The 21,437-nt window shown below is 60.8% G+C and carries 22 protein-coding genes; 8 read left to right on the top strand and 14 right to left on the bottom strand.

Annotation, left to right across the window (positions count from 1 at the left end; translation table 11 throughout):
* Positions 1–134: 134 nt before the first annotated feature.
* From ACODSZ_RS15795 to ACODSZ_RS15810, 4 genes are all read right to left on the bottom strand, one after another.
* The gene (locus tag ACODSZ_RS15795; RefSeq protein ID WP_488928016.1) at positions 135–977 is read right to left on the bottom strand and encodes a class I SAM-dependent methyltransferase; all 843 of its coding nucleotides are present in this window, start codon (positions 975–977) and stop codon (positions 135–137) included.
* Between the two features lie 336 nt (positions 978–1,313).
* Positions 1,314–1,883 (bottom strand): hypothetical protein, encoded by a 570-nt coding sequence (locus tag ACODSZ_RS15800; RefSeq protein WP_488928017.1) that lies wholly within the window; start codon positions 1,881–1,883, stop codon positions 1,314–1,316.
* 128 nt (positions 1,884–2,011) lie between these two features.
* Positions 2,012–2,563 (bottom strand): DUF2846 domain-containing protein, encoded by a 552-nt coding sequence (locus ACODSZ_RS15805; protein WP_175343995.1) that lies wholly within the window; start codon positions 2,561–2,563, stop codon positions 2,012–2,014.
* Positions 2,564–2,665: 102 nt separating this feature from the next.
* Entirely contained in the window at positions 2,666–3,568 is a 903-nt protein-coding gene (locus ACODSZ_RS15810) for a DNA/RNA non-specific endonuclease (protein WP_488928018.1), read from the bottom strand.
* A 243-nt stretch (positions 3,569–3,811) separates the two neighbouring features.
* Here ACODSZ_RS15810 and ACODSZ_RS15815 point away from each other — a divergent pair, with 243 nt between their 5' ends.
* Both ACODSZ_RS15815 and ACODSZ_RS15820 read left to right on the top strand, forming a co-directional pair.
* Positions 3,812–5,089 (top strand): methyl-accepting chemotaxis protein, encoded by a 1,278-nt coding sequence (locus ACODSZ_RS15815; protein ID WP_283817498.1) that lies wholly within the window; start codon positions 3,812–3,814, stop codon positions 5,087–5,089.
* A 183-nt stretch (positions 5,090–5,272) separates the two neighbouring features.
* Entirely contained in the window at positions 5,273–5,509 is a 237-nt protein-coding gene (locus tag ACODSZ_RS15820) for a hypothetical protein (RefSeq protein ID WP_488928019.1), read from the top strand.
* Here the strand turns inward: ACODSZ_RS15820 and ACODSZ_RS15825 are convergent.
* The gene (locus ACODSZ_RS15825; RefSeq protein ID WP_488928020.1) at positions 5,506–6,126 is read right to left on the bottom strand and encodes a LysE family translocator; all 621 of its coding nucleotides are present in this window, start codon (positions 6,124–6,126) and stop codon (positions 5,506–5,508) included. The two genes, ACODSZ_RS15820 and ACODSZ_RS15825, sit on opposite strands and share 4 nt — an antisense overlap.
* A 256-nt stretch (positions 6,127–6,382) precedes the next feature.
* Between ACODSZ_RS15825 and ACODSZ_RS15830 the strand changes: the two genes are divergently transcribed.
* Positions 6,383–6,760: a response regulator gene (locus tag ACODSZ_RS15830; protein ID WP_008331232.1), complete on the top strand. Its 378-nt coding sequence runs from the start codon at positions 6,383–6,385 to the stop codon at positions 6,758–6,760.
* A gap of 31 nt (positions 6,761–6,791) precedes the next feature.
* Here the strand turns inward: ACODSZ_RS15830 and ACODSZ_RS15835 are convergent, their stop codons facing one another.
* From ACODSZ_RS15835 to ACODSZ_RS15850, 4 genes are all read right to left on the bottom strand, one after another.
* Complete coding sequence (locus ACODSZ_RS15835) at positions 6,792–6,962, bottom strand: hypothetical protein (RefSeq protein WP_175343998.1); 171 nt, start codon at positions 6,960–6,962, stop codon at positions 6,792–6,794.
* Positions 6,963–7,258: 296 nt separating this feature from the next.
* Positions 7,259–7,870: an OmpA family protein gene (locus tag ACODSZ_RS15840; protein ID WP_241820836.1), complete on the bottom strand. Its 612-nt coding sequence runs from the start codon at positions 7,868–7,870 to the stop codon at positions 7,259–7,261.
* On the bottom strand, positions 7,863–8,348 hold the full coding sequence (locus ACODSZ_RS15845) for a FecR family protein (protein ID WP_237713574.1): 486 nt from the start codon (positions 8,346–8,348) through the stop codon (positions 7,863–7,865). Before ACODSZ_RS15845 ends, ACODSZ_RS15840 begins: the two co-directional genes overlap by 8 nt.
* Before the next feature lie 474 nt (positions 8,349–8,822).
* Complete coding sequence (locus ACODSZ_RS15850; protein ID WP_008331242.1) at positions 8,823–8,945, bottom strand: hypothetical protein; 123 nt, start codon at positions 8,943–8,945, stop codon at positions 8,823–8,825.
* Positions 8,946–9,187: 242 nt separating this feature from the next.
* Here ACODSZ_RS15850 and ACODSZ_RS15855 point away from each other — a divergent pair, with 242 nt between their 5' ends.
* Positions 9,188–9,436, top strand: a complete 249-nt coding sequence (locus ACODSZ_RS15855; protein WP_008331244.1) for a DUF3297 family protein — start codon at positions 9,188–9,190, stop codon at positions 9,434–9,436.
* Positions 9,437–9,549: 113 nt separating this feature from the next.
* Here the strand turns inward: ACODSZ_RS15855 and ACODSZ_RS15860 are convergent, their stop codons facing one another.
* The 3 genes from ACODSZ_RS15860 to ACODSZ_RS15870 all read right to left on the bottom strand — a co-directional run bounded on the left by ACODSZ_RS15860 (position 9,550) and on the right by ACODSZ_RS15870 (position 13,259).
* Positions 9,550–11,490, bottom strand: a complete 1,941-nt coding sequence (locus ACODSZ_RS15860) for a methyl-accepting chemotaxis protein (protein WP_488928021.1) — start codon at positions 11,488–11,490, stop codon at positions 9,550–9,552.
* 390 nt (positions 11,491–11,880) lie between these two features.
* The gene (locus ACODSZ_RS15865; RefSeq protein ID WP_175344000.1) at positions 11,881–12,708 is read right to left on the bottom strand and encodes a substrate-binding periplasmic protein; all 828 of its coding nucleotides are present in this window, start codon (positions 12,706–12,708) and stop codon (positions 11,881–11,883) included.
* A 254-nt stretch (positions 12,709–12,962) separates the two neighbouring features.
* On the bottom strand, positions 12,963–13,259 hold the full coding sequence (locus ACODSZ_RS15870) for a hypothetical protein (RefSeq protein WP_175344001.1): 297 nt from the start codon (positions 13,257–13,259) through the stop codon (positions 12,963–12,965).
* A 206-nt stretch (positions 13,260–13,465) separates the two neighbouring features.
* On the opposite strand from ACODSZ_RS15870, the gene ACODSZ_RS15875 reads away from it, so the two are divergent.
* From ACODSZ_RS15875 to ACODSZ_RS15885, 3 genes are all read left to right on the top strand, one after another.
* Positions 13,466–13,777 carry a hypothetical protein gene (locus ACODSZ_RS15875; RefSeq protein ID WP_488928022.1) on the top strand — a complete coding sequence of 104 codons (312 nt, stop codon included), beginning with the start codon at positions 13,466–13,468 and terminating at the stop codon, positions 13,775–13,777.
* Positions 13,778–13,916: 139 nt separating this feature from the next.
* A complete protein-coding gene (gene rarD / locus ACODSZ_RS15880) occupies positions 13,917–14,822 on the top strand; it encodes an EamA family transporter RarD (protein WP_008331250.1) in 906 nt (301 codons plus the stop codon).
* A 109-nt stretch (positions 14,823–14,931) separates the two neighbouring features.
* Complete coding sequence (locus ACODSZ_RS15885) at positions 14,932–16,479, top strand: sensor domain-containing diguanylate cyclase (RefSeq protein WP_034350850.1); 1,548 nt, start codon at positions 14,932–14,934, stop codon at positions 16,477–16,479.
* Positions 16,480–16,582: 103 nt separating this feature from the next.
* Here the strand turns inward: ACODSZ_RS15885 and ACODSZ_RS15890 are convergent, their stop codons facing one another.
* The gene (locus ACODSZ_RS15890; RefSeq protein WP_008331252.1) at positions 16,583–17,584 is read right to left on the bottom strand and encodes a class 1 fructose-bisphosphatase; all 1,002 of its coding nucleotides are present in this window, start codon (positions 17,582–17,584) and stop codon (positions 16,583–16,585) included.
* Between the two features lie 75 nt (positions 17,585–17,659).
* On the bottom strand, positions 17,660–20,356 hold the full coding sequence (gene pepN, locus ACODSZ_RS15895; protein ID WP_488928023.1) for an aminopeptidase N: 2,697 nt from the start codon (positions 20,354–20,356) through the stop codon (positions 17,660–17,662).
* Between the two features lie 424 nt (positions 20,357–20,780).
* Between pepN and ACODSZ_RS15900 the strand changes: the two genes are divergently transcribed.
* Positions 20,781–21,434, top strand: coding sequence for a DUF4136 domain-containing protein (locus tag ACODSZ_RS15900; protein ID WP_008331254.1), 654 nt, complete (start codon positions 20,781–20,783; stop codon positions 21,432–21,434).
* Positions 21,435–21,437: the final 3 nt, after the last annotated feature.

A 21,437-nucleotide genomic window follows, 5' to 3' on the forward strand; every position in this document is an offset into this window, starting at 1 on the left:
TGCGCATGACTGACCGAACGACATCAATTGATGGTGTCCAGAAGACTTCAATTGCGCTCCTCTCGCAAACAAAGCCTCAACTTTCGCCAAGGCCTTGTGTCAATCGAGATATCTCATTGGCTGACATCTTTACGTCACGGCTTTTTCCATATGTACATGTAAGCGTAATTTGCCTTGACCAACCTACCCTTTTTATCTCCGAGGGTAAGGCTCAACAACTGCCACACGGGAATCGTCCGCTCAGGAATATCCTCAACGACCATATATCCCCCAGATCTCAGTGCTTTGCTGGCAAAGTGAAAGGTATTGATATTGGCCTCGGTAGAATGAAGCCCATCGTCAATCACCAGATCAAGCTCGGGGCGTCCAAAAGCTTCCCACATCTTCTCAAAGCTGCTGGGATCCGTCTGATCCACCCGGAATGTTTTGATTCGATCTTCCGAGAAGAGGATCTTGTCGTCGAGGTCTGCGCCATACACGGAAGCATTGGGCAGATAATCCCTGAAAGCACGAACAGAGGCTCCCGGCTTTCCGGCAGCCGTCATCGAAGAAATGAAGTCTGGATCATTGGTACCGAGACCAATCTCAAGGATCGATAAAGCCGAGTCTTCGCCCATTTCATGCAGCAGGTAGGCATAGACCTTCGTATAGTCGTGCTTGTATTTATCAGATCCGTATTGATCCAGCAGGACACCAAGCTCTTCATCGTCCACTCCCTGACCAAACTCTGGAGCACCAATCGGCTCCTGAACAGCTTCTGCCAAAATGGTTGACGACAGCGCCAACATCTGCGACGGAAGTCCGTTTGCGGCGCTATAGGTCAAATCAGGGTAAGACCAATAATTCCAGGAAGATGGATAAAAAACAGAAAAAGCCTTGTCAAGAAACTCTCTCTGTTTCCCACCAGGCGTCTCCACTACGCGCCTGCTGTCTATAAAGTAACCAACTCGCGCTTTAATCGATGCTATTGGATTCATACTCACCCTTTCTTGTAAATTTTTGTGAGTATATGGCAATTTTTCGGGTCAGCGAGATTTTCTGATATTGGCGATTTCCTGATTTATTTACGCCAGCCAGTCGCTGTCGATACCTCAGGCAGCCTCTCGCAATCCCCGGTCAGTGATACTTGCCTCCAGCGCGAGGATTTCTCTCAGCGTCGCCTGCTCGTCAGACGGTGCAATCAAGATTGGCTGCTGACCTGGAACCCCGGGAAAAATCATGATGACCGTCGAGGTGGCGCTCAATCTTGTGAACCTCATTACGATTCTCTTCGAGATCGTTGTATCGCCATACGATATGGAGAGATGAGGAGACTACCGGTCAGCCTCATCCGCGATTTTCTGCGCAAGCTTGGACAAGCATCCATTGACGGCCGACTTGAAGCTCGGATCGTTGGCAACCATTACGCCGACAGGAGAGAGTTTGTAAGTCTCGCCTTCGGCAGTCTCAATCAAATGCGTGCCAAGCTTCCCGGAGAAAATGCACTGAATGCTGTCATCGTTCGTCGGAACCCGAACCGACAAGGCGATCCCTATTCCGAAAAATGCGCCCGCCATTGCCTGGCCCTTTCTGATGGGGAAAATGTCAATGACACGGAATTGATCAACTTGGAGAGTAAACGACCCCGGCTTCAGTCTCACCTCCAGAAGTGCGGCCAACTGCTTCAACGGCGGCGTAGAGAAACTGTCATCACCAAGATACCTGACCGCCTTTGCCCAGTCGGATGACTTGTAGACCTTGGTGTCAGCCGGACGATTATCGATCACATCGACCTTGGCAACTCTTGCAGAATCAATGGGGGCCAATTCGATATTGGTAGCGCATCCAACCAATAGACTGCCGAACAGGCACACAACGAACAGGCGAAACGCGAGGGATCTCATTTTTGATTTAGATTTCGAAGAGCAATTCAAGAAAAGGCTGGGCACTTACGCTGCCAGACCATATGCAATACATCGCAGTCACGAGAAACGCTGACGTCTCAAGCACTGGGGAGTGATTCCTCACCTCATTACTTCGTCCCCACGACTGCAGGCAGAGGCGCCTGGTAATGCGTTTTGGCGATCTCTTCTTGCCCGATACTGTTCGCGATTTCAGAAATCTGCCAGCTGTATTGCGTTCGCATCGTTGGCGTTGGCGAAAAATCCGTCAGGCGACTGTTGGCCTGCGAACGAAGGATCACGTATTTCGTCTGGCCGGCCTTGACATCGACGGTCACCGTTACGGGCTTGCCTGTGACGACGTCAGTGGTATAGAACTTCTTGCCCCAGGTATGCACAAACACATGAGCCCCCGGGGTAAGATCAAGCACGGAATAGCCGTTGTTATCCAGTTCGAAAGTCGGCGTACCATCCACACTGATCAGCGCCCGTACCACTCCCATGGCCCATAGATCCGGACGGTAGACATACACTCTGCCTTTGTCCACCGGGACGGGACCCGCGTCGCTGAACAAAGGGCCGGTAGCGGAACAAGAAGCCAGACATTGCAAACAGAAAAACCCGATCACCAGACGGCGCAATGTGGCAAACAAGGTATTGAAACTGGCGACATTTCTTATCATTTTCTTCCCCCTATCTCCTTTGCGGAGATGTATTGATTTCTTATTTGTCCGCATCTTGCCGATCGCGGACGTCGCAAACTATATCAGCAAAGACTGCGGCGGTCATAACAACCGCAACCCCGTCCGCCGCACAAAGGCCGCATAATCCATCGGCGCTCCCACCTCGGTATCAGCGCGGTTGGCCTGCACATACGCCCAGGACCTGCCGTTGCTGGCGTCATACACCAGCTTGAAGAGCCGCGCGGGCACGGCAACGTGACCTCGCCCTATCGTGCTTGGCGCGGCATCGAACAGCGGTCCTGTGAAGACGAACACATCCCCGCGCGCGCGCATGGCGTACTTGCGCGTATCCCTTTCGATCTTCGACCAGGGGCCGGAATTGTGCTTCTGATTCTGCGGGACCATATTGGCCAATGAAAAACTCTGCGCCATCGACTCCGGCGTCGCCATGTCCCCGGCAGGCGCCATATGTCCGCGCGCGTAGCCCGATCCCCGGTAATCCTCCAGCTCCGCCCGCTCTGCGCGCGGCAGCCGTGACTCCGGATAGAACCGGTCCGTACGATGTTGCTCCCGGGCATGCACCAGGACTGAGCGATTCAGGCGCTCCACTACGACCAAGGGCGTCTTGGTCTGCGTGTCGTAGAGCACGGCAAAGGCGCTGAAACACAATTCCCGCAAGTGCGCGCCCGCAGGCAATTGCACGGGATGCGCGCCAGGGAAGAACTGCGGACATTGCGCAAAGCGAGTGACCGTGCGCCCCGATTCGGCCTGACGCGCAGGCGCAGGCGCGTCCTCGCGCGGCAGGTCGAGATGAGGCAGGCTCAATCGCTCCCGCCAGCCCTCGGTCAGCTGCGTATTGATGACGCAACTGGCAATGCCGAAGACAACGAGCGTCGTACTGGTGAAGGAAATCAGAAAACGGCGGATGGATCCTGTGCGTTTCTGCTTGCTGTTTCTGGAGGTGGCGCGCTTGCGCGGGGCTGCCTTTTTCTGTCGTGTTGCCATAGCGGCCGAATGGTAACGCGCATCCACCATCCCTGCCAGCCCATCAGGAAATCTCCGATGGTTGTCTTTCTCCCGCCCCATACACTACGGCCTGAAGAGGTCATCTCCATTCAACCAGAAAAATGACCCTCCCGCTTGCGCCGAGATGGCGCTAGCCAAAGATCAACCCTTATTCAGCTTCCTGCTATGGCTCTTCTTGATTCGCTCTCGTTCTTCTCTCGTTACAGAAGAAAAAAAGCAGACATGCTGGGACAACTCGCCGCAATTGACAAAGCGGTGGCCGTCATCGAGTTCACGCTCGACGGCAAGATCATCAAGGCCAACAAGAACTTCCTCGATCTCATGGGCTATTCGCTGGCCGAAATCAAAGGCCAGCATCATCGCATCTTCGTCGACGAGCAAGAGCGCAATGCACCGGCCTATGCACAGTTCTGGCAGAAGCTCGGACGCGGCCAATTCGATCAGCGCCTCTATCGCCGCATCACGAAATCAGGTGCCGAGGTGTGGATTCAGGCAACCTACAACCCGATCATGGATGCCTGGGGACGTCCCTTCAAGATCGTCAAATATGCCCGCGATGTTACGCAGCAGCAAATGCAGCTAGCGGATTTCTCGGGGCAGATCACGGCAATCAACAAGGTACGCGCCGTCATCCAATTTGATGTGGAGGGCAATATCCTCCATGCCAACGACAACTTCCTGCGCGCCGTAGGCTATTCACTTGCAGAGATCCAGGGCAAGCATCACGCCATCTTCGTCGAACCTTCCGAGCGCGCCTCGCCGCAGTACAAGCAATTCTGGCAGCGGCTGGGCATGGGCGAATATGACGCGGGACTGTATCGGCGGGTCAAGAAAAATGGCGATGCCTTGTGGTTGCAGGCAAACTACAACCCCATCTTCGACATGAACGGACGGGTCTTCAAGGTCGTCAAATATGCCACCGACGTGACCGTCCAGACTCAAGCCACGCAGACCCTGCAGGCAGCGGTGAAGGGCCTGTCCGAAGCATTGAGCGCAGGATCGGCCAGCGCGCAGCAGGCCAATCAGCTGGTCAAGTCCACCTCGACCGTCGTCGTGCAGGGCGGAGAAGTCATGAATGAGGTGGTACACAAGATGGCCGCGATCAATACCAGTGCGGTCAAGATTACCGAGATCATCGCCGTGATCGACGAAATCACCTTCCGCACCAACCTGCTGGCCCTCAATGCGGCCGTGGAAGCAGCCCGCGCGGGCGAGCACGGACGCGGATTTGCGGTGGTCGCCGGTGAAGTACGCAGCCTGGCGCAACGCACGGCGACCTCGGCCAGCGAAATCAAGACCCTCATCGGCGGCTCGGTCAATGAGGCCCGACAGGGCGCGGATCTGGTCAAGAACGCCGGCAAGACCATGAGCACCATGGTCGAGTCCATCAACAACATCAGCGAGATCATCGAGACCATCAGCACTTCCGCGCACAATCAGACCAACGAGATCGAGCACGTCAATGAAGCGGTGGGCCAGCTCCAGCTCTTGATGAAATGAACCTAAACCGGGACCAAAAAACAATCCGTGCGCTTGTATGGATCTTGTCTGCTGGACCCTGACGCACTGCCTTGGTTAGAATGCACACGTCACCGTTACGGAAACGGTGACTCACCTCTGCTACTTTCGGATTCGCAAAGCTGGCACCGGATTTTTCTTCCAGCGAATCGAATGGTCGACATCATGGATTGGGTTCCAATCGTCTTCATCATCTTCAAGCTTGCCGTGCTCGGCATTGGCATGTTCTACGCCATCAAATGGCACTACGATCAGGGCAAGAAGGGCAAGCAAGCCGAGCGCAACGCGGTCCTGCGCGCCAGCGGCAAGGTGGCGGCGCTGTTCGTGGTCTCGCTGGTGGTCCTGGGCGTGGCCACGTTTGTCGTCTCCAGGATGCTTGGCCTGGAACTGAGCTTCTCCTAGGGTCGCCTGGCCAGCGCCAGCAAGGTGCCGAAGAAGACCATCATCGCGCCGCTGATGCGGTTCATCCAGCGCAGGCCACGCGCATTCTGCAGCAGCCCCTTGAGCCGCGTTCCCGCGTAGGCATAGGCCGCAATGGCTACCAGTTCCAGCACCAGGAAGATCGCGCCCAGAGTGAGAAAACTGGATAAATAATTTTCAGGGACCACGAACTGCGGGAAGAACGCCGTAAACACCAGGATGGCCTTGGGGTTGCCGATGGCCACCAGGAATTCCTTGCGGGCATGGCCGGCGATACTGCGCTGCAGCGCCTGAGTTCCCTGCCCGCCTACCTCGACCCGGGCGAAAATGAGCTTGCAACCCAGCCAGATCAGATAAGCCGCCCCCAGCAGCTTGACTACCGTAAAGGCCATCTGCGAGGCCATCAGCAGAGCGCCCATCCCCACGGCGGCCACGCCGATCATCAGTGCAAATGCCACCAGGCGACCCGCTGCCGCCAGCAGTGCATGTCGCAGGCCATGGTGCGCGCCAATGGTGATGGACAGCAGATTGTTGGGGCCAAAGGCCATGTTCAGCGCGAAGCAGGAAGGAAGGAACAGCAACAGGCTTTCCGGAGACATCATGGGTCCTTGGCAGATGAGGGTGACACCGGGAGAACGCATCCCTATGGGTGAAACGCGTTCCAGCCACCGAGACGTTCATTCTAGCGGGCCGCACAACGACGCGCAGGTGAAGCGCATATTCTTACACCGCTGTCAGCGAATCTTTCCCATGAAACAGGAATTGACTGATGCAGGTATTTCCATTTCGGTCACATAATCGCGATGCCGTTCGTTCTGATCTCAGGACGTAGCCAATCCACCCGGAGATCGCTTCATGAATCCGAGCAGTCGCGCTCGTACCCTGCTGATCGTTGAGGACAACAAGGATGTCAGAACCATTTTTGCGGAGGTCTTCCAGGGCGCAGGCTATCAGGTGCTGGAAGCCGGTAACGGCGAGGATGCGCTGGCGCTCATGGCCAGTACGGGAGCCCCGGTCGATGTGGTGCTGACCGACTTGCGCATGCCGGTGATGGATGGTTTCGAACTGGCGAGCCGGATCAAGGCCGATGTACGGTTCTCGACCATTCCGGTGGTATTGCTCAGCGCCACTCCCATGAGCAACTCCTGGCAGGCGTTGGGGGTGTTTGCTGCCCTGCTCACCAAACCCTGCTCATTCGAGCAACTACTCACGACCATCGAGGCGGTGCAATGACAGCGGCACTTGCGCACCGCGCCCATGAACCTCACGAGATATCACACTGCGCCTGGTCCGTTCTGGCAGGCGTAGGCCGCATGGCCGGCTTGCGCTTGAGTACTCGCCACAGGAACAGGCCCGACAAGGCCATGCCGACCACGACGTATGCCGCGTAGAACGCAGCGAGATAGCTGCCGTAGTGGAGAAGAAAATCAATCATGGCCATGTCCGCCTGCATTGGAAAGGTTGATGCGATGGCGTGATCTTATGTTTTATATAAATTCGGGAATATCAGGAAATTTCCTATCTGTATCGCACACAGGTCATTGCTGAGCTATTGGATAGTCAACGATTTATTTTGGCCGGGAGATCACTGAGGCAACAGGGGGCGCCGACACATGTCTGAAGAGCACCGATGAGGCCGTGGCCCGACCAGCCTGGCGTGATTATCCTGACCATTGCCGAGGTGAGAGACGACGACCGGGAGCGATTGTGCGGCCAGGCAAGCGCGCTGGTTCAGCGGATCTTGATTTCCACGAAGCGGTTGCGCGGCTCGGCCACGCCGCGTTTTTGCGGGACCCGGGGATCGCGGGCTCCCTTGCCGATGACCTCGATGCTCAGGGCCTTGACCTCTGCCCGCTGCAGCTCGCGCTCGATGAGGCGCGCGCGGCGCAGCGACAAGGCATCGTTGGTGGCATCACTGCCGATATTGTCGGCGTGACCGGTGAGAACAAATTCACCGGCCGGGAATTCCTTGATCTCGGCGATGGCCTTCTTGAGCAATTCCTGGGAGGGTGGCGTGAGGCGGTCCGTTCCCAGTTCGAACAACAAGTCGTAGCTGCGCGGGCGTGCCGGCAGGCTGCGCATGACCTCGGCGTAACGGCGCTCCACTTCAGCCGCCGACAGTGTCTGCACAGGCTCGGGCTTGCCTGCGCGCGTCTGGACAGCAGCGTAGGGAGAGGTCAGCGCGGTCTCACCGCTGGCAGTCTTGACCACGATGCTGCTGGCCGAACCATCGGGCTGCGGCAGCAGAACAAAACGCTCGCCGGGTCCGGCACAGGCTGCGAGCAGGACGACCAGCGCCATCAGGGCGCAGTTCGTCGACAAGGGGAGCAGTAGCTTATTCACCGGGCACCTCCACGATGAAATCGGTTCCACGAATGCCGATGGTAGCCGTCGGCGTGCTCAGCAACTGATTCTCCGGAGTACGCTTGCCGATCAGTCCGGAGACGTAGCGCAGTGTACCCTTGGTGAGCCGCACGGCGATGTTTCCTTCGTCGGTCTTGTCGCTGTAGGCGAATCGTTCCAGCAGGAACTGGCTGTTGGGGCCGAGCGAGATGAGCGTGTCGTCACGCAGGGTGAAGCCGACCGAGCTGGCCGCAGCAGTCACGACGCGGTCTCCCGCATAGAGACGCTCACCAATGGCCAGTGGCCGGCTCTTGCCACTACGCTCGGCGTGTACATCCCCTTGCAGTACCTTGACGATGCCGGCCTGGCTGGCTGTGCTCTCCTGTGCCGACGCATCGGCCTGACCCAGCAGCCAGATGCCGGCAAGCAGCACCCCACGCCATCTGCACAGCAGGCCCGCCTTCCCTGTGTTCGCCATCCCCATGCCATGTTCCCCCGAAATCGTGATGATGATCCGTCGGCCAGCACGACCAAACGAAGCGAGCTGGCGACGATGCCACTGCGCAATTTCACAGAAAATCATCCCTCCGGTCAACTTTTCTTTAGAACCGATTTCATCAACAGGCGTGAGTGCGAGCGGGTCCCGTTTGGGATGAAGTGCAAGGCGCGAGTGGGTCAAGACCGGGCGTCTTGACCCAAATTCGTCACGCGGCAATTCGCCCAAACGGGGCGCTCCCTCCGGGTTCTGGACCGAACGCATCTCACGCCTGTTGATGAAATGGGGTCTGGTTGACGTACATGCTGGAGTCTCAAGGAAGCAGCCTGCGATGCACTACCCCGGTGCCATCGCCATGGCACCGGGGTAGCGCATCGCAGGACGAAAAAAAACCGGTCAGGCAAATGACCGGTCTTTCAAGGGTGAGCACAACACCCGCCAAAGCGATGCAACTGCTCAGGCCGCCTTCTTGGCTTCCAGCATCGATTCTTCCAGAGCGATCAGGGATTCGATGGCGGCGATGAGCATGCCGATGCGATGACGGCGGTAGATCAGGCGTTTTCTTGCACGATTGTTCATGTTTTCTCCAGCAGCCGGCGCGGTGCCGGCAGGTTGACGGGTTGGACCGCCCTCCCCGCACCACGAACTTCACATGGCTTGCCAGTGAGCATCCAGCGGGGCGGGCCAGCGGCCAAGGCCCGACATTATAGCCGAGTGCCCGCCATCGCCCGCTGCCGTACGGCCAGGGCCAGCACGACGCGCAACACCGGCAGGCCGCAGAGCCATTGTCTTGGCGGTTTTTATATCCGATAATCGCGCCCATGAACGATACCGCACAACGCCCCGCCCTCCCCGATCGACTCAGCATCGATCCCCGCAGCCCGCATTACGATGCCGCCCTCTTCGAGCACGACATCGGCATCAAGCTCAACGACAAGGAATTGAACAACGTCAGCGAGTACTGCATCAGCGAAGGCTGGATCAAGATCCCCGCCGGTCGCGCCCTCGATCGCAAGGGCAATCCCATGCTGACCAAGCTCAAGGGCCGGGTCGAAGCTTTCTACCGCTGATCCTTCCCTGATCTGCCGGCAGCGCTCACGCGCGGCCATTTCCTCCCCGCATGCAGAAAGGCCCGCAGCATCACGCTGCGGGCCTTTGCTGTTGCCGCCCCGGCAAAGTCGCTTCAGGCCCTCAGCGCCATGCGTCCCACCCGGAAAACGGCCACCGCCTGCACCAGCTCGCGGGCCTGGTCCGACAGGCTGATGGCTGCTGCGGCACTTTCTTCCACCAGTGCCGCATTCTGCTGCGTGGTGTTGTCCATCTGGGTGACGGCCTGGCCCACCTGGGCAATGCCGGTATTCTGCTCGGCCGTGGCGGCGTTGATGCCGACCATGATGTCGCTGACGCGGCGAATCGAGGTCACGATCTCCTCCATGGTCTTGCCGGCCTGGTCGGCCAGTTGCGTGCCCTGTCCCACCTGGTCGACGCTGGCAGTAATCAACTCCTTGATCTCGCGCGCCGCCGTGGCCGAACGCTGGGCCAGGCTGCGGACCTCGGTGGCGACCACCGCGAAGCCGCGTCCCTGCTCGCCGGCACGGGCCGCCTCCACCGCGGCGTTGAGCGCCAGGATGTTGGTCTGGAAGGCGATGCCATCAATTACACCGATGATGTCGCTGATGCGATCCGAGCTGGCATGGATGCCCTGCATGGTCTGCACCACCTGCTGCACCACCGCGCCACCCTGGCTGGCGACCTCGGCGGCATCGCGCGCCAGCTGGCCGGCCTGGCGCGCGCCCTCGGCATTCTGCTGCACCGTCGAGCCCAGTTCTTCCATCGAGGCGGCCGTCTGCTGCAAGGCGCTGGCCTGTTCCTCGGTACGCTTGCTCAGGTCCGCATTGCCTTGGGCAATCTGGGCGCTGGCCGTGGCCACGCTTTCGGAATTGCTGCGCACGCTGCCCACCACCTTGCTCAGCTGCGCGATCATGGTCTGCATGGCCAAGAGCAGACGGGCCACCTCGTCACTGCCCGTGACCTCGACGTGCTGGGTCAGATCGCCGGACGAGACGGCTTCGGTCAGGCGTACCGCTTCAGAGAGCGCACCGGTAGTGGCGCGCGTGATGGCCACCATCACCCACAGTGCCGCCAGCGCCAGTGCCGCCAGCGACGCGCACAGCACAATGAGCTCATTGCGCAGGCGCGGGATCTTGGCCTGCAGCCCGTCGCGCATCATGTCAAAGGAAGCGTTGACCAGCGCGAATTGCGTATCGATGATGCGCGTCATGGTGGAAACCCATTGCGGTGCCGGCATGGTCAGCGGGTCGGCCTGGACGATGGCGCTGTCGGCCAGCTTGATGGCTTCGTCGGCGGCGGTCACGGCAGCCGCACGGGTACTTTCCACATCGGCGGGCAAGGCGTGGCTCCCGGCTGCGAGCGTCAGTGATCCACGTGCGCTGTCGTAGCTGCGGCGGGCACGGTCGACAAGATTCTCCAACCGGGCGCGCTCTTCAGCATTCGCCTGCCCGCGTCCCAGGATCACGGCGCCAAGTGCACGTGCCTGGCCCAGTGCCTCAGTCAGTTGCGGCAGTTCGGACATCACCGCGCGCTGCACATAGAACAGGGCGGGCTCCGCTTCCAGCGCCAGGCCGGAGCTGTTGGCCAGGTCATTCAAAAGATCAAGCTCGCGCTTGATCAGTTGCCCATGCTGCTGGTTGCTCTGTGCACCGCTGATGGACTTGGCCGCGATATTTTGCGTCAGCGTACGCCAGTCGGCATTCAGGCTGTCCAGTGCTGCGCTCAGGGTCTTGTCCTGCAAGGGCAGCAGACCGCTGCGCACACGTTCGAAGCTTGCATCGACCTCCTTCTGGCGCTCCGCGCGACCGGCCGCTGCACCATCGCCATCGGCCAGAGACAGGGCCGACAGTCCGCGATGCTGCTGCATTTGCTTGAGCAGCAACAGCAGGTCTCGTCCGGGCGCAATGGCCAGACCTTCGCGCTGGGCGGTGGCCAGGTCATTGAGGTTGGCGCGCACCAGGATGGTGGTGGGCACGATGAACAGCAAGAAAGCGAGTGCGCCGATCAGGACGAACTTGCGTGAGTAATTGAGATGATTGATCCAGGCGCGCATGATGTTGTTGATGTTGGAGTGGAGGAAGGGCCATCATTGGCCACCTGCGCTGTCGCGCGAGACGCTCCGTTGCGCCGTCAAGTCGCTGCATTGCGACTTTTTTCAGTCGAGGGATGTTACTGAGGTCGGCTGGTTTTCTCCATGGATTCCAAGCTTGGCGACCCGCTCTGTTGTGCATTTCCGACTGTCTCGTTTCGTCCCGCTGTTCCCGAAACAAATACGAGCCACTCCTAGACCAAGGCAGAGCCGGGAGAGTTCCTGAAAGAAAGATAAATCTGCCGGCCAGGCCTCATGTGTCACCGGAAGTCACAGCTACTCACCATAAGTCACGCGTGAGGCGCACGCCGGATGGAGAAAGGAAGATGAAAAGCGAGAACGACGCACCGCACCTCACCTGGCGCGGTCACCATCGGCGGGATTGGCGGTGTCGATGCGCAAATCGGTTTCGAAGCTCTGCAGTACGGCGCGCAGTTCACCGCGCTTCTGCATGGCTTCCAGCTGGGCGTTGATGCGGGGCAGCAGCTTCACGCAGGGGCTGGCGCGGCTCATGGCGATGTAATTGTCGCTCTCGCTGACGAAGGGGCGCAGGGGCATGAAGCGATCGGTCTGGCCGGTCTGGTTCAGGTAGATCATGCCGTTGTAGTAACCGGTAATGAGATAGTCGATCCGCCCTGAATCGAGCTTGGTGAAATTCATGTAAAACTTTTGCGCCGTCTCGATGGTGAGATGGTCGCGCAGGAATTCATCGAAGCCGCCACCAAACTGGTTGCCCAGCGTGATGGCGCCACGTTTGCCGACCAGGTCCTTCCAGCCCGCATAGGCGAAGTGCTTGTCGCGCGCCACGAATACCGCAATCGGATTGACAAACAGCGGCACCGAGGCAAAGGCCAGATATTGCTGGCGCTCCGGCGTGTTCTTGAGCGAGGACACCATGGCCACTTCGCCGCTCTCGGCTTCCTTGAGTACCCGATGGAAGGGGCCGACGTAGCGCACCTCGTAGGGGATGTTGAGCGCACTCAAGGCACGGGTGGCGATCTCGATGCTGGCCCCGGTCAGCCGCTTGCCGTCATACCAGTGCAAGGGCGCGTAATCGGAATCAGCCGAGATGACGACCTTGCTGCAATCGGCCGCCTGCACCGTCAGCGGCGCGGTCAGCGCCGTGAGCGCAGTGAGCACCGTAAAGACGGCCAGTGCCGTGGCGCAGGATGGTGTGTGCATGGTCCCCCCCTTTTCTTCTGCTTCATCACGCGGCCCTGAACAGGCGGTGCGAGCAAATCATGTCCGCTTCAGCATAACCCCGGTTGCGCCCCACGCCAAAACGCATTTCGCGCGTGGCGAGAGAGCAGCGCATTTTTGCCACAGCGATCTGGCCGTCACCTGTCGCAGATCAAGCGGCATGGTTGCCCACAGAACAAAGCCCCGATCCGATCATCTCGGCGGCAGCACACCTTCAGCGCGCCTTCAGCACATCCTCACACAAGCTCGCGCAGCAGCGCCGCCGTGCTGCCCCGGAGATGCGCGGCAATGACGCAACGATACGTCTTGTAACGAAACCGGGGGCGCGTGTCAGCTGGCCCGCTGACAGGCACTGCGAAGGCAAGGACCTGGTCTGCTCGCATCCGAATGGAGCCTGAATTATTCAATGATGCGGCGCATTCACTGATGAGGTGAACTACATTCACTTTTGCATCCATCCGGAAACCGGCATGTTTTGCCTGTGCCGCTCCAGCCCCGCTGTCAGAGGCGCGCGAATCGTCCGACAAGAACATGCTGGCCTTTCCGACTGCCGCGCTGCATCGGGATTCCTATGATGAAGCCAAGTTTTCACGCAATGCAGGCGACCCGCCAAGCTGCCGCGCCTGCTTCCAGGAAACGAAGGCCCCCCTGCGGATGCAAGCAAGCCCCGATCCGCCACTGAAGTCCCGACTGCATTCGGCAGCATCGAATGCGCAACCAAGGATAAAGGAGAACAGCCATGACCAAGACCTTCCTCACCGCCGCCGTGCTGGCCGCTGCCACCTTCGCCACGGGTGCCTATGCCCAGTCCTATGATCAGGACGGCAGTTCCATGCAGGCCAGCCCGCAGCAGCAATATGACTCGACGTCGTCGCAGTCGCAGTACTACAACTACCAGGGCGACCAGACCAGCTCGCCGGCCGCCATGCAGGAAAGCGGCCAGAACGGCCAGTACATCGACCGCAAGAGCTATGAAGTGCCCAATGGTCGTCCCAACAACTATGCGCGTGAACTGAAGGATGGCCCGATGGGCACCTCTCCGGGGGCATGATCCTCGCTTCTCGCCTCGCCCCCGAAGCCCCGGCCCCGACCGGGGCTTTCTGCATGGACGCCACCGACCGGCCCGGCATGCCGTAGAATCGCGCTTTTGCCGGCGCCTCTTCCTTGCGCCGGACACACCCGGTCCCGTGATGAATCCTCAACTTGTCGGCCGCGGCATCGGCTTGTCCGTGCTGGCCTCTTCCCTGTTCGCCTTTCTCTCCGGCTATACCCGTCTGCTGGCGCCACTGGATGGCACGGACATCTTTGCCTGGCGCATCCTCATTACCCTGCTGTGCGTGCTCGGCCTGCTGGCCTGGCGCGGAGAACTGCCGCGCCTGCGCGCGGCCATGGCCGAACTGTTGGCCAGTCCCTCGCGCGTGCTCCTGCTGCTGCTCATGGCGGCCTTGCTGGGCTTGCAGCAATGGCTCTTCCTGTGGGGCTCGGTCAATGGCCGGGCGCTGGAAGTCTCGCTGGGCTATTTCATGCTGCCCCTGTCGATGGTGCTGGTGGGCCGCTTCCACTATGGCGAGAAGATGGACCTGCTGCAGCGCCTGGCGGTGCTGTGCGCCTGCATCGGCGTGGCGCATGAACTATGGATGACGCGCGCCTTCTCCTGGCCGACGCTGGCGGTGGCGCTGGGCTATCCGCCCTACTTCATCCTGCGTCGGCGCATCCGTCTGGATTCGATGCTCATCTTCGCGGTGGAACTGATGGTGCTGGCGCTGCCGTCGCTGGTCGCCCTCATCATGAGCCCGGCCTCGCTGCCCACCCTGCACACGCCGGCCATGTGGCTGCTGCTGCCCGGTCTGGGGATCCTGAGCATGATCGCCCTGACCAGCTACCTGCGTGCCGGCAAGCTGTTGCCCATGGGCCTGTTCGGCATCCTGGGCTACGTGGAACCGGTACTGCTGGTGCTGGTGGCCATGGCGGTGCTGGGCGAAAGCCTGCGACTGACGCAGCTGGGTACCTATGTGCCGATCTGGCTGTCGGTGGTACTGACGGCCCTGCACAGCGTCAGGCTGATGCGCCGACCTGCGGTGCAGAGCATGAATTGAGGGCTTTTTCGTGGACTGATCGGGGCCAGTACGGCTGAGCCAGACCTTATACTGGCAGCCACGGTCGTCCTTGGGGAGGGCGCAGACCGGCAGGAGGGGGAGACATTACATGCGGCCAATGCTGGCAAAGGCAGGGCGGGTAGCGCGCCATTCGGTAGCGCGGCGGGCGCGGCTGTTCGTCGTGCTGATCTGCCTGGCCATCGCTGCCGGTCACATCTGGCAAAGCCTGGCCGCACGCATGGTACAGCTGGACAACACCCGCATCTATTCGGGCAACATCGCCCGCACCCTGGCGCGCCATGCCTATGACGTGTTCCAGGCCACCCATGGCGCCCTGATCAACATCAGCGACCGCATCGACGAGACCGGTACCAACCACGCGCAGCTGCATGCCATGAGCCCCATCCTGCGCCGGCTGGCCAGCGAAATGCCGCAGCTCGACGGGCTCTACATCTTCGATGAGCACGGCAACCGGGTCGCCAGTTCCTCGCCGCCACGCGCGGCCGATGCCAACAATGCCGACCGCGAGTACTTCATCTATCAGCGCGATCACGACGATCCCGAACCGCACATCCATCCGACCTTGCTCAGCCGCAGTACCGACCAGTGGATCATCCCCATGTCGCGCCGCCTGAATCATCCCGATGGCCGCTTTGCCGGACTGCTGCTGGCGACCTTGCGGCTGGATCACTTCAATGCGCTCTACCAGACGGTGGAGATCGGGCGCGACAGCGCCATCCTGCTGCTGCTGCGTCCCGGCAAGGTACTCACGCGCCAGCCCTTCAATCCGGCCTTCGTCGACGTTGACCTGAGCCGCGATCCGGCCATCGGCCCGGTGCTGGCCAGTACCGGCAGCGGCCACGCACTGGTGCATTCACCGCTGGATGATATCGATCGCTACGTGTCCTGGCAGCCGGTGCAGGGTTTCCCGCTACTGGTGACGGTGACCTCCACCCGTGATGAAGTCCTGGCCCCGTGGCGCCAGCAGACCATCGTCTATGGCGTGGCGGTATTGCTGCTGCTGATCATCATCGCCGTGTTCGGCTGGCGCCTGATCGGCCAGATCGAACTGCGCCTGGTCGCCGAAGACCGCGCGCTGCAAGTCATGGGCGAACTGCACCAGGCCAACCAGCGCCTGGAGCAGCTGGCGCACCAGGATGGCCTGACCGGCCTGGCCAACCGACGCCATCTCGATACCACGCTGGCAGCGGAGTTCCGGCGCGCGGCGCGCAGCGGATCGGCGCTGTCGCTGATCATGATCGATGTGGATTTCTTCAAGCAGTACAACGACCTCTATGGCCACCAGGCTGGTGATGAATGCCTGCGCCGCATCGCGGAGGTTCTCAAGCAGCGCCAGCGCCGTCCGGGCGACCTGGCCGCGCGCTACGGCGGCGAGGAAATGGTCATGCTGCTGCCCGAGACCGATGCCGCCGGCGCCATGCAGGTGGCCGAGAAGATCCGCGCCGAGATCCAGGCGCTGGACCTGCCCCATCGCGGCAATCCAACCGGCGTGGTGACGGCCAGCGCCGGGGTCTGCGCCATGGAATTGCTGCGGCCTGATGAACGTACGGCGCAAGACCTGCTGGGCCGCGCCGATGCCGCGCTCTATGACGCCAAGCATGGCGGACGCAACCAGGTCAGGCTGGCCAGAACATAGACGGAGCCGCCGGCAGAAAAAATGCCGCCCGGCATATACCGGGCGGCATGGTTTGCACATGATTTGCGCATGGTCTGCAACGCGCGCACCACGCGCCGCAGACTTACTCCTTGTGATACGAGGTCACGCGCTCGACTTCATTCTTCGACCCCAGGAACACGGCCACACGCTGGTGCAGCTTTTCCGGCTGGATGTCCATGATGCGCTGCTGGCCGTCGGTGGCGGCGCCACCGGCCTGCTCGACGATGAAGGCCATCGGGTTGGCTTCGTACATCAGGCGCAGCTTGCCCGGCTTGCCCGGCTCACGCGCATCGGCCGGGTACATGAAGATGCCGCCGCGGTTCAGGATGCGATGCACGTCGGCCACCATGGAGGCGATCCAGCGCATGTTGAAATCCTTGCCGCGCACACCGGTGGAACCGGCCAGCATTTCATCCACGTAGCGGGTGACCGGCGGGAACCAGTGACGCTGGTTGGAGGCGTTGATGGCGAATTCCTTGGTGTCTTCGGGAATCTTGATGTCCTTCTGGGTCAGCACCCAGGCGCCCATTTCACGGTCCAGCGTGAAGCAGTGCACGCCGTCGCCGGTGGTCAGCACCAGCACGGTCTGCGGGCCATAGACGGCATAGCCGGCGGCGACCTGCTTGGTGCCGGGCTGCATGAAGTCCTGCTCGGTCGGCTCGGTCATGCCTTCCGGGGCCTTCAGCACCGAGAAGATGGTACCGATGGAGACGTTGACGTCGATGTTGGAGGAGCCGTCCAGCGGATCGAACATCAGCAGGTATTCGCCCTTGGGGTAGCGGTTGGGGATGCGGTGGATGGTCTCCATTTCTTCCGAGGCCATGGCCGCCAGGTGACCGCCCCATTCATTGGCTTCCAGCAGGATCTCGTTGGAGATCACGTCCAGCTTCTTCTGCACTTCACCCTGTACGTTTTCGCTGCCGGCGCTGCCCAGCACTTCGCCCAGCGCGCCCTTGCCAACCGCATGCGAGATCGACTTGCAGGCACGGCCGACGACTTCGATCAAGAGGCGCAGCTCGGACGGGATCTTGTTGTGCAGGCGCTGCTGCTCGATCAGGTGTTGCGTGAGGCTGATGCGTTTCATGGTGGTCTTCCTTGCAGTGGTTTTTATTTAATGAATCGGATGAATGAGTGAGGGATCATTTATCTGTCTGACAGATCAATCGGCCAGGGCCTTGGTGATGACTTCGGCCACGTCGCGCGAGAGTTTGGGCGTGGCTGCAACCTGTTGCAGGGCCAGGCGCATCTTTTCCTGCAGCGCCGGAGTGTACTTGCGCCAGCGGTCCAGGCTGCGCGCCAGGCGAGCGGCCACTTGCGGGTTGCTGGCGTTCAAGGCGATCACCTGCTCGGCCCAGAAGGCATAGCCATTGCCGTCCAGCGCATGGAAGGCCGAGGGGTTGCCGTTGCAGAAGCTGAAGATCAGGCTGCGGGCGCGATTGGGGTTCTTCAACGTGAAGGCCGGATGCTCGGTCAATGTCCGCACGGTGTTCACATCGGCATTGCGGGCCGTGGCCTGCAGGGTGAACCACTTGTCGATGACCAGGGCTTCCTGTTCGAACTCGGCATAGAAGCGCTGCAGCGCTTCGCTCTTGCCGGGCGCGGCGCTGTTCAAGACCGCCGACAGCGCGGCCAGGCGGTCGGTCATGTTGTTGGCGTCCTGGTCCTGCTGCTGGGCCAGGGCCATGGCTTCTTCATCATCGAGCTCGGCCAGGTAGGACAGGGCCACGTTCTTCAAGGCACGGTGGCCGGCCGATGCGGCGTCGGGGCTGTAGGCGCCCGGGGTCTGGTGGGCGCGATACACCGCCAGCAGATCCTCACGCAGTTCGCGCGCCAGCGAGCGGCGCAGGAACTGGCGCGCCACGTGGATGGCGTGCGGGTCGATGACTTCCATCTGTTCGGCGATCATGGTTTCCGACGGCAGGGTCAGCACCAGTTCGCGGAAGGCCGGGTCCAGCGACTCGTCCTTGAGGGTGGCACGCAGGGCTTCAGCCAGGGCACCATCGTGCTCGATGTTGTTGAGCACGGTGTCGACCGCCACCACGTGGCCGGACTGGCGCGCGGCCTGCACGGCCACCGTCAGATTCAACAGGCGACGCGTGGCCAGGCGCTGGCCGGCTTCCCAACGATTGAAGGCATCGCTGTCATGCGCCATCAGGAAGGCCAGTTCGGCATCGCTGTAATCGTATTGCAGGACCACCGGGGCGGAGAAACCACGCAGCAGCGAGGGCACCGGTTTTGCCTCGACGTTGATGAAGGTGAAGCTCTGTTTGGCCTTGGTCAGTTCCAGCACGCGGGTGGTGGCACCGGCCTTCTTCTCGCCTTGCAGCGTCAGCGCCAGGTCACGGCCTTGCGCATCCAGCAGGCCCACGGCCACCGGGATGTGGAAGGGCTGTTTCTTCTTCTGGCCGGGCGTGGCCGGGCAGCTTTGTTCCAGCGTCAGGGTCAGGGTCTTGCGCTTGGCATCGTAGTCGACCGCGGCTTGTACCAGGGGCGTGCCGGCCTGGCTGTACCAGCGTTCGAACTGCGACAGGTCGCGGCCATTGGCGTCGGCCATGGCGGCGCGGAAATCGTCGCAGGTCACGGCCTGGCCATCGTGGCGCTTGAAGTACAGGTCCATGCCCTTGCGGAAGCCATCGCGGCCCAGCAGGGTCTGGTACATGCGCACCACTTCAGCGCCCTTTTCATAGACGGTGACGGTGTAGAAATTGTTGATTTCGACGAATGAGTCAGGACGCACCGGGTGTGCCATCGGACCGGCATCTTCCGGGAACTGGGCCTGGCGCAGCACGCGCACATCATCGATGCGCTTGACGGCACGGCCGCTGTCGCTGCCGATCATGTCGGCCGAGAATTCCTGGTCGCGGAAAACGGTCAGGCCTTCCTTCAGTGACAGCTGGAACCAGTCGCGGCAGGTGACGCGGTTGCCGGTCCAGTTGTGGAAATACTCGTGGCCGACCACCGCTTCGATGTTGGCGAAGTCGACATCGGTGGCGATGCGCGGATTGGCCAGCACGTACTTGGTGTTGAAGATGTTCAAGCCCTTGTTTTCCATGGCGCCCATGTTGAAGTCGCCCACCGCCACGATCATGAAGCGGTCCAGGTCGAGATCCAGGCCGAAGCGCTCCACGTCCCAGGTGATGCTGTTCTTGAGCGAATCCATGGCGTGCTGGGTCTTGTCGAGGTTGCCCTCTTCCACCCACACCTGCAGCAGCGCATCACGGCCCGAATGCAGGCGCACGGTTTCTTCCTGGCAGACCAACTGGCCGGCCACCAGGGCGAACAGGTAAGAGGGCTTCTTGAACGGATCTTCCCACTTGGCATAGTGGCGGCCATCGGGCAGGTCGCCCTGCTCGATCAGGTTGCCGTTGGACAGCAGCACCGGATAGCGGGCCTTGTCGGCGCGCAGCATGACGGTGAATTTGGCCATCACGTCCGGACGGTCCGGGAAGTAGGTGATCTTGCGGAAACCTTCGGCTTCGCACTGGGTGAAGAAATTGCCGTTGGACACATACAGGCCCATCAACGAAGTATTGCGGTCCGGATGGACCAGGGTCTCGATCTCCAGCGTCACCTTGGCCGGGGCGGCGGGGATGGTCAGCACGCCACCGGCGATGCGGAAATCGCCCTTGGCCTGCGAGAGCGTCTTGCCGTTCAGGCGCAGGGCCACCAGTTCCAGCTCTTCGCCGAAGAGCACCAGGTCGCGGCCGCGGGCGGCCGGGTTGCGGGTCAGGGTAATGCGGGTGGCGACACGGGTGTCGGCGGGATCAAGGTCGAAACCCATCTCGACGGTGTCGGCCAGGTAGTTGGGAGCGGCGTAGTCTTTACGGTAGATCGTCTGGGGCGTATCGGTGCGCATGGAGGCCTGTCCGGGAAGGGAAATGGAGGTCAAAAATGATGACTAAGGTGAAGGCTAAGACAGCAGAAAGCCAATTCAGGTGCAGCAAAAACCCGATTTTACCAATCATCCCGCACTGCGCGAATGGAATCGGCCTGAATTGCTGCGCCGCCCTCCCTCAGGGACCATCGGCGGGAAACATGGTTCATATCGCCCTCTGGCCAGTACAATGACCAAACCGGCACTTGCCCCGCATCGGAATGCGCCGGGCAGGCGCCATGCGGCTTTGCGGCGAGCACTCGCCGCCCGGGATCAAAATGGCCTCGCGCAGAGTCTGACCAGGCCCGGCTTTCTGCCTTTTGCTTCATATCGCCGCGCAAGCGCCCTGCCCATGGCATCCTGGCCTTGCACTCGATGCCGGACCTTTTTCTGATGGAGTTCGTTCATGAAACGCTGGCTTTACCCCCTTCTTGCAGCGGCCAGCTTGCTGCTCTCCGGTTGCGCCTCGGTCATCGAGAGCAACGTCACCGCTTTCCACGCCTGGTCGCCCGGCGACAACCAGAAGGACTATGCCTTCGCCCCGGCCAAGGACCAGGAAAACGACCTGCAATATCAGAACTATGCCGGCCTGATCCGCCAGGAGCTGCAGTTCCTGGGATTTACCGAGGCACGTGATCTGAAGTCGGCGCAATTGCAGGTCAGCTTCAGCTACGGCATGAATACCGGGCAGGTGGTGGTGAGCCAGCCGGCCTACGATCCCTTCTTCTATGGTCCGGGTCCGGGCTGGGGGCGCTTCGGACCACGTCCGTTCGGCTTCTACGGGCCTTATGGTCCCTTCTACGATCCCTTCTGGTATGGCGCACCGATGCAGACGACCAGCTATCCGGTCTTCCTGCGGCGGCTGCAGATCGGCATCAGCCAGGCCAGCGACGGCAAGAAGCTGTTCGATGTGGTGGTGGACAGCGAAGGCCAGCGCGCTGGATTGGCGGAGGCCATGCCGGCCATGGTACGCGCCGCCTTTGATGACTTCCCCGGCCCCAGCGGGGTGACGCGGCACATCCGCATCAAGGTCGACAAGAACGGCCAGCCGGAGGACTGATCG

The organism is Herbaspirillum sp. FG34 (assembly GCF_057809315.1).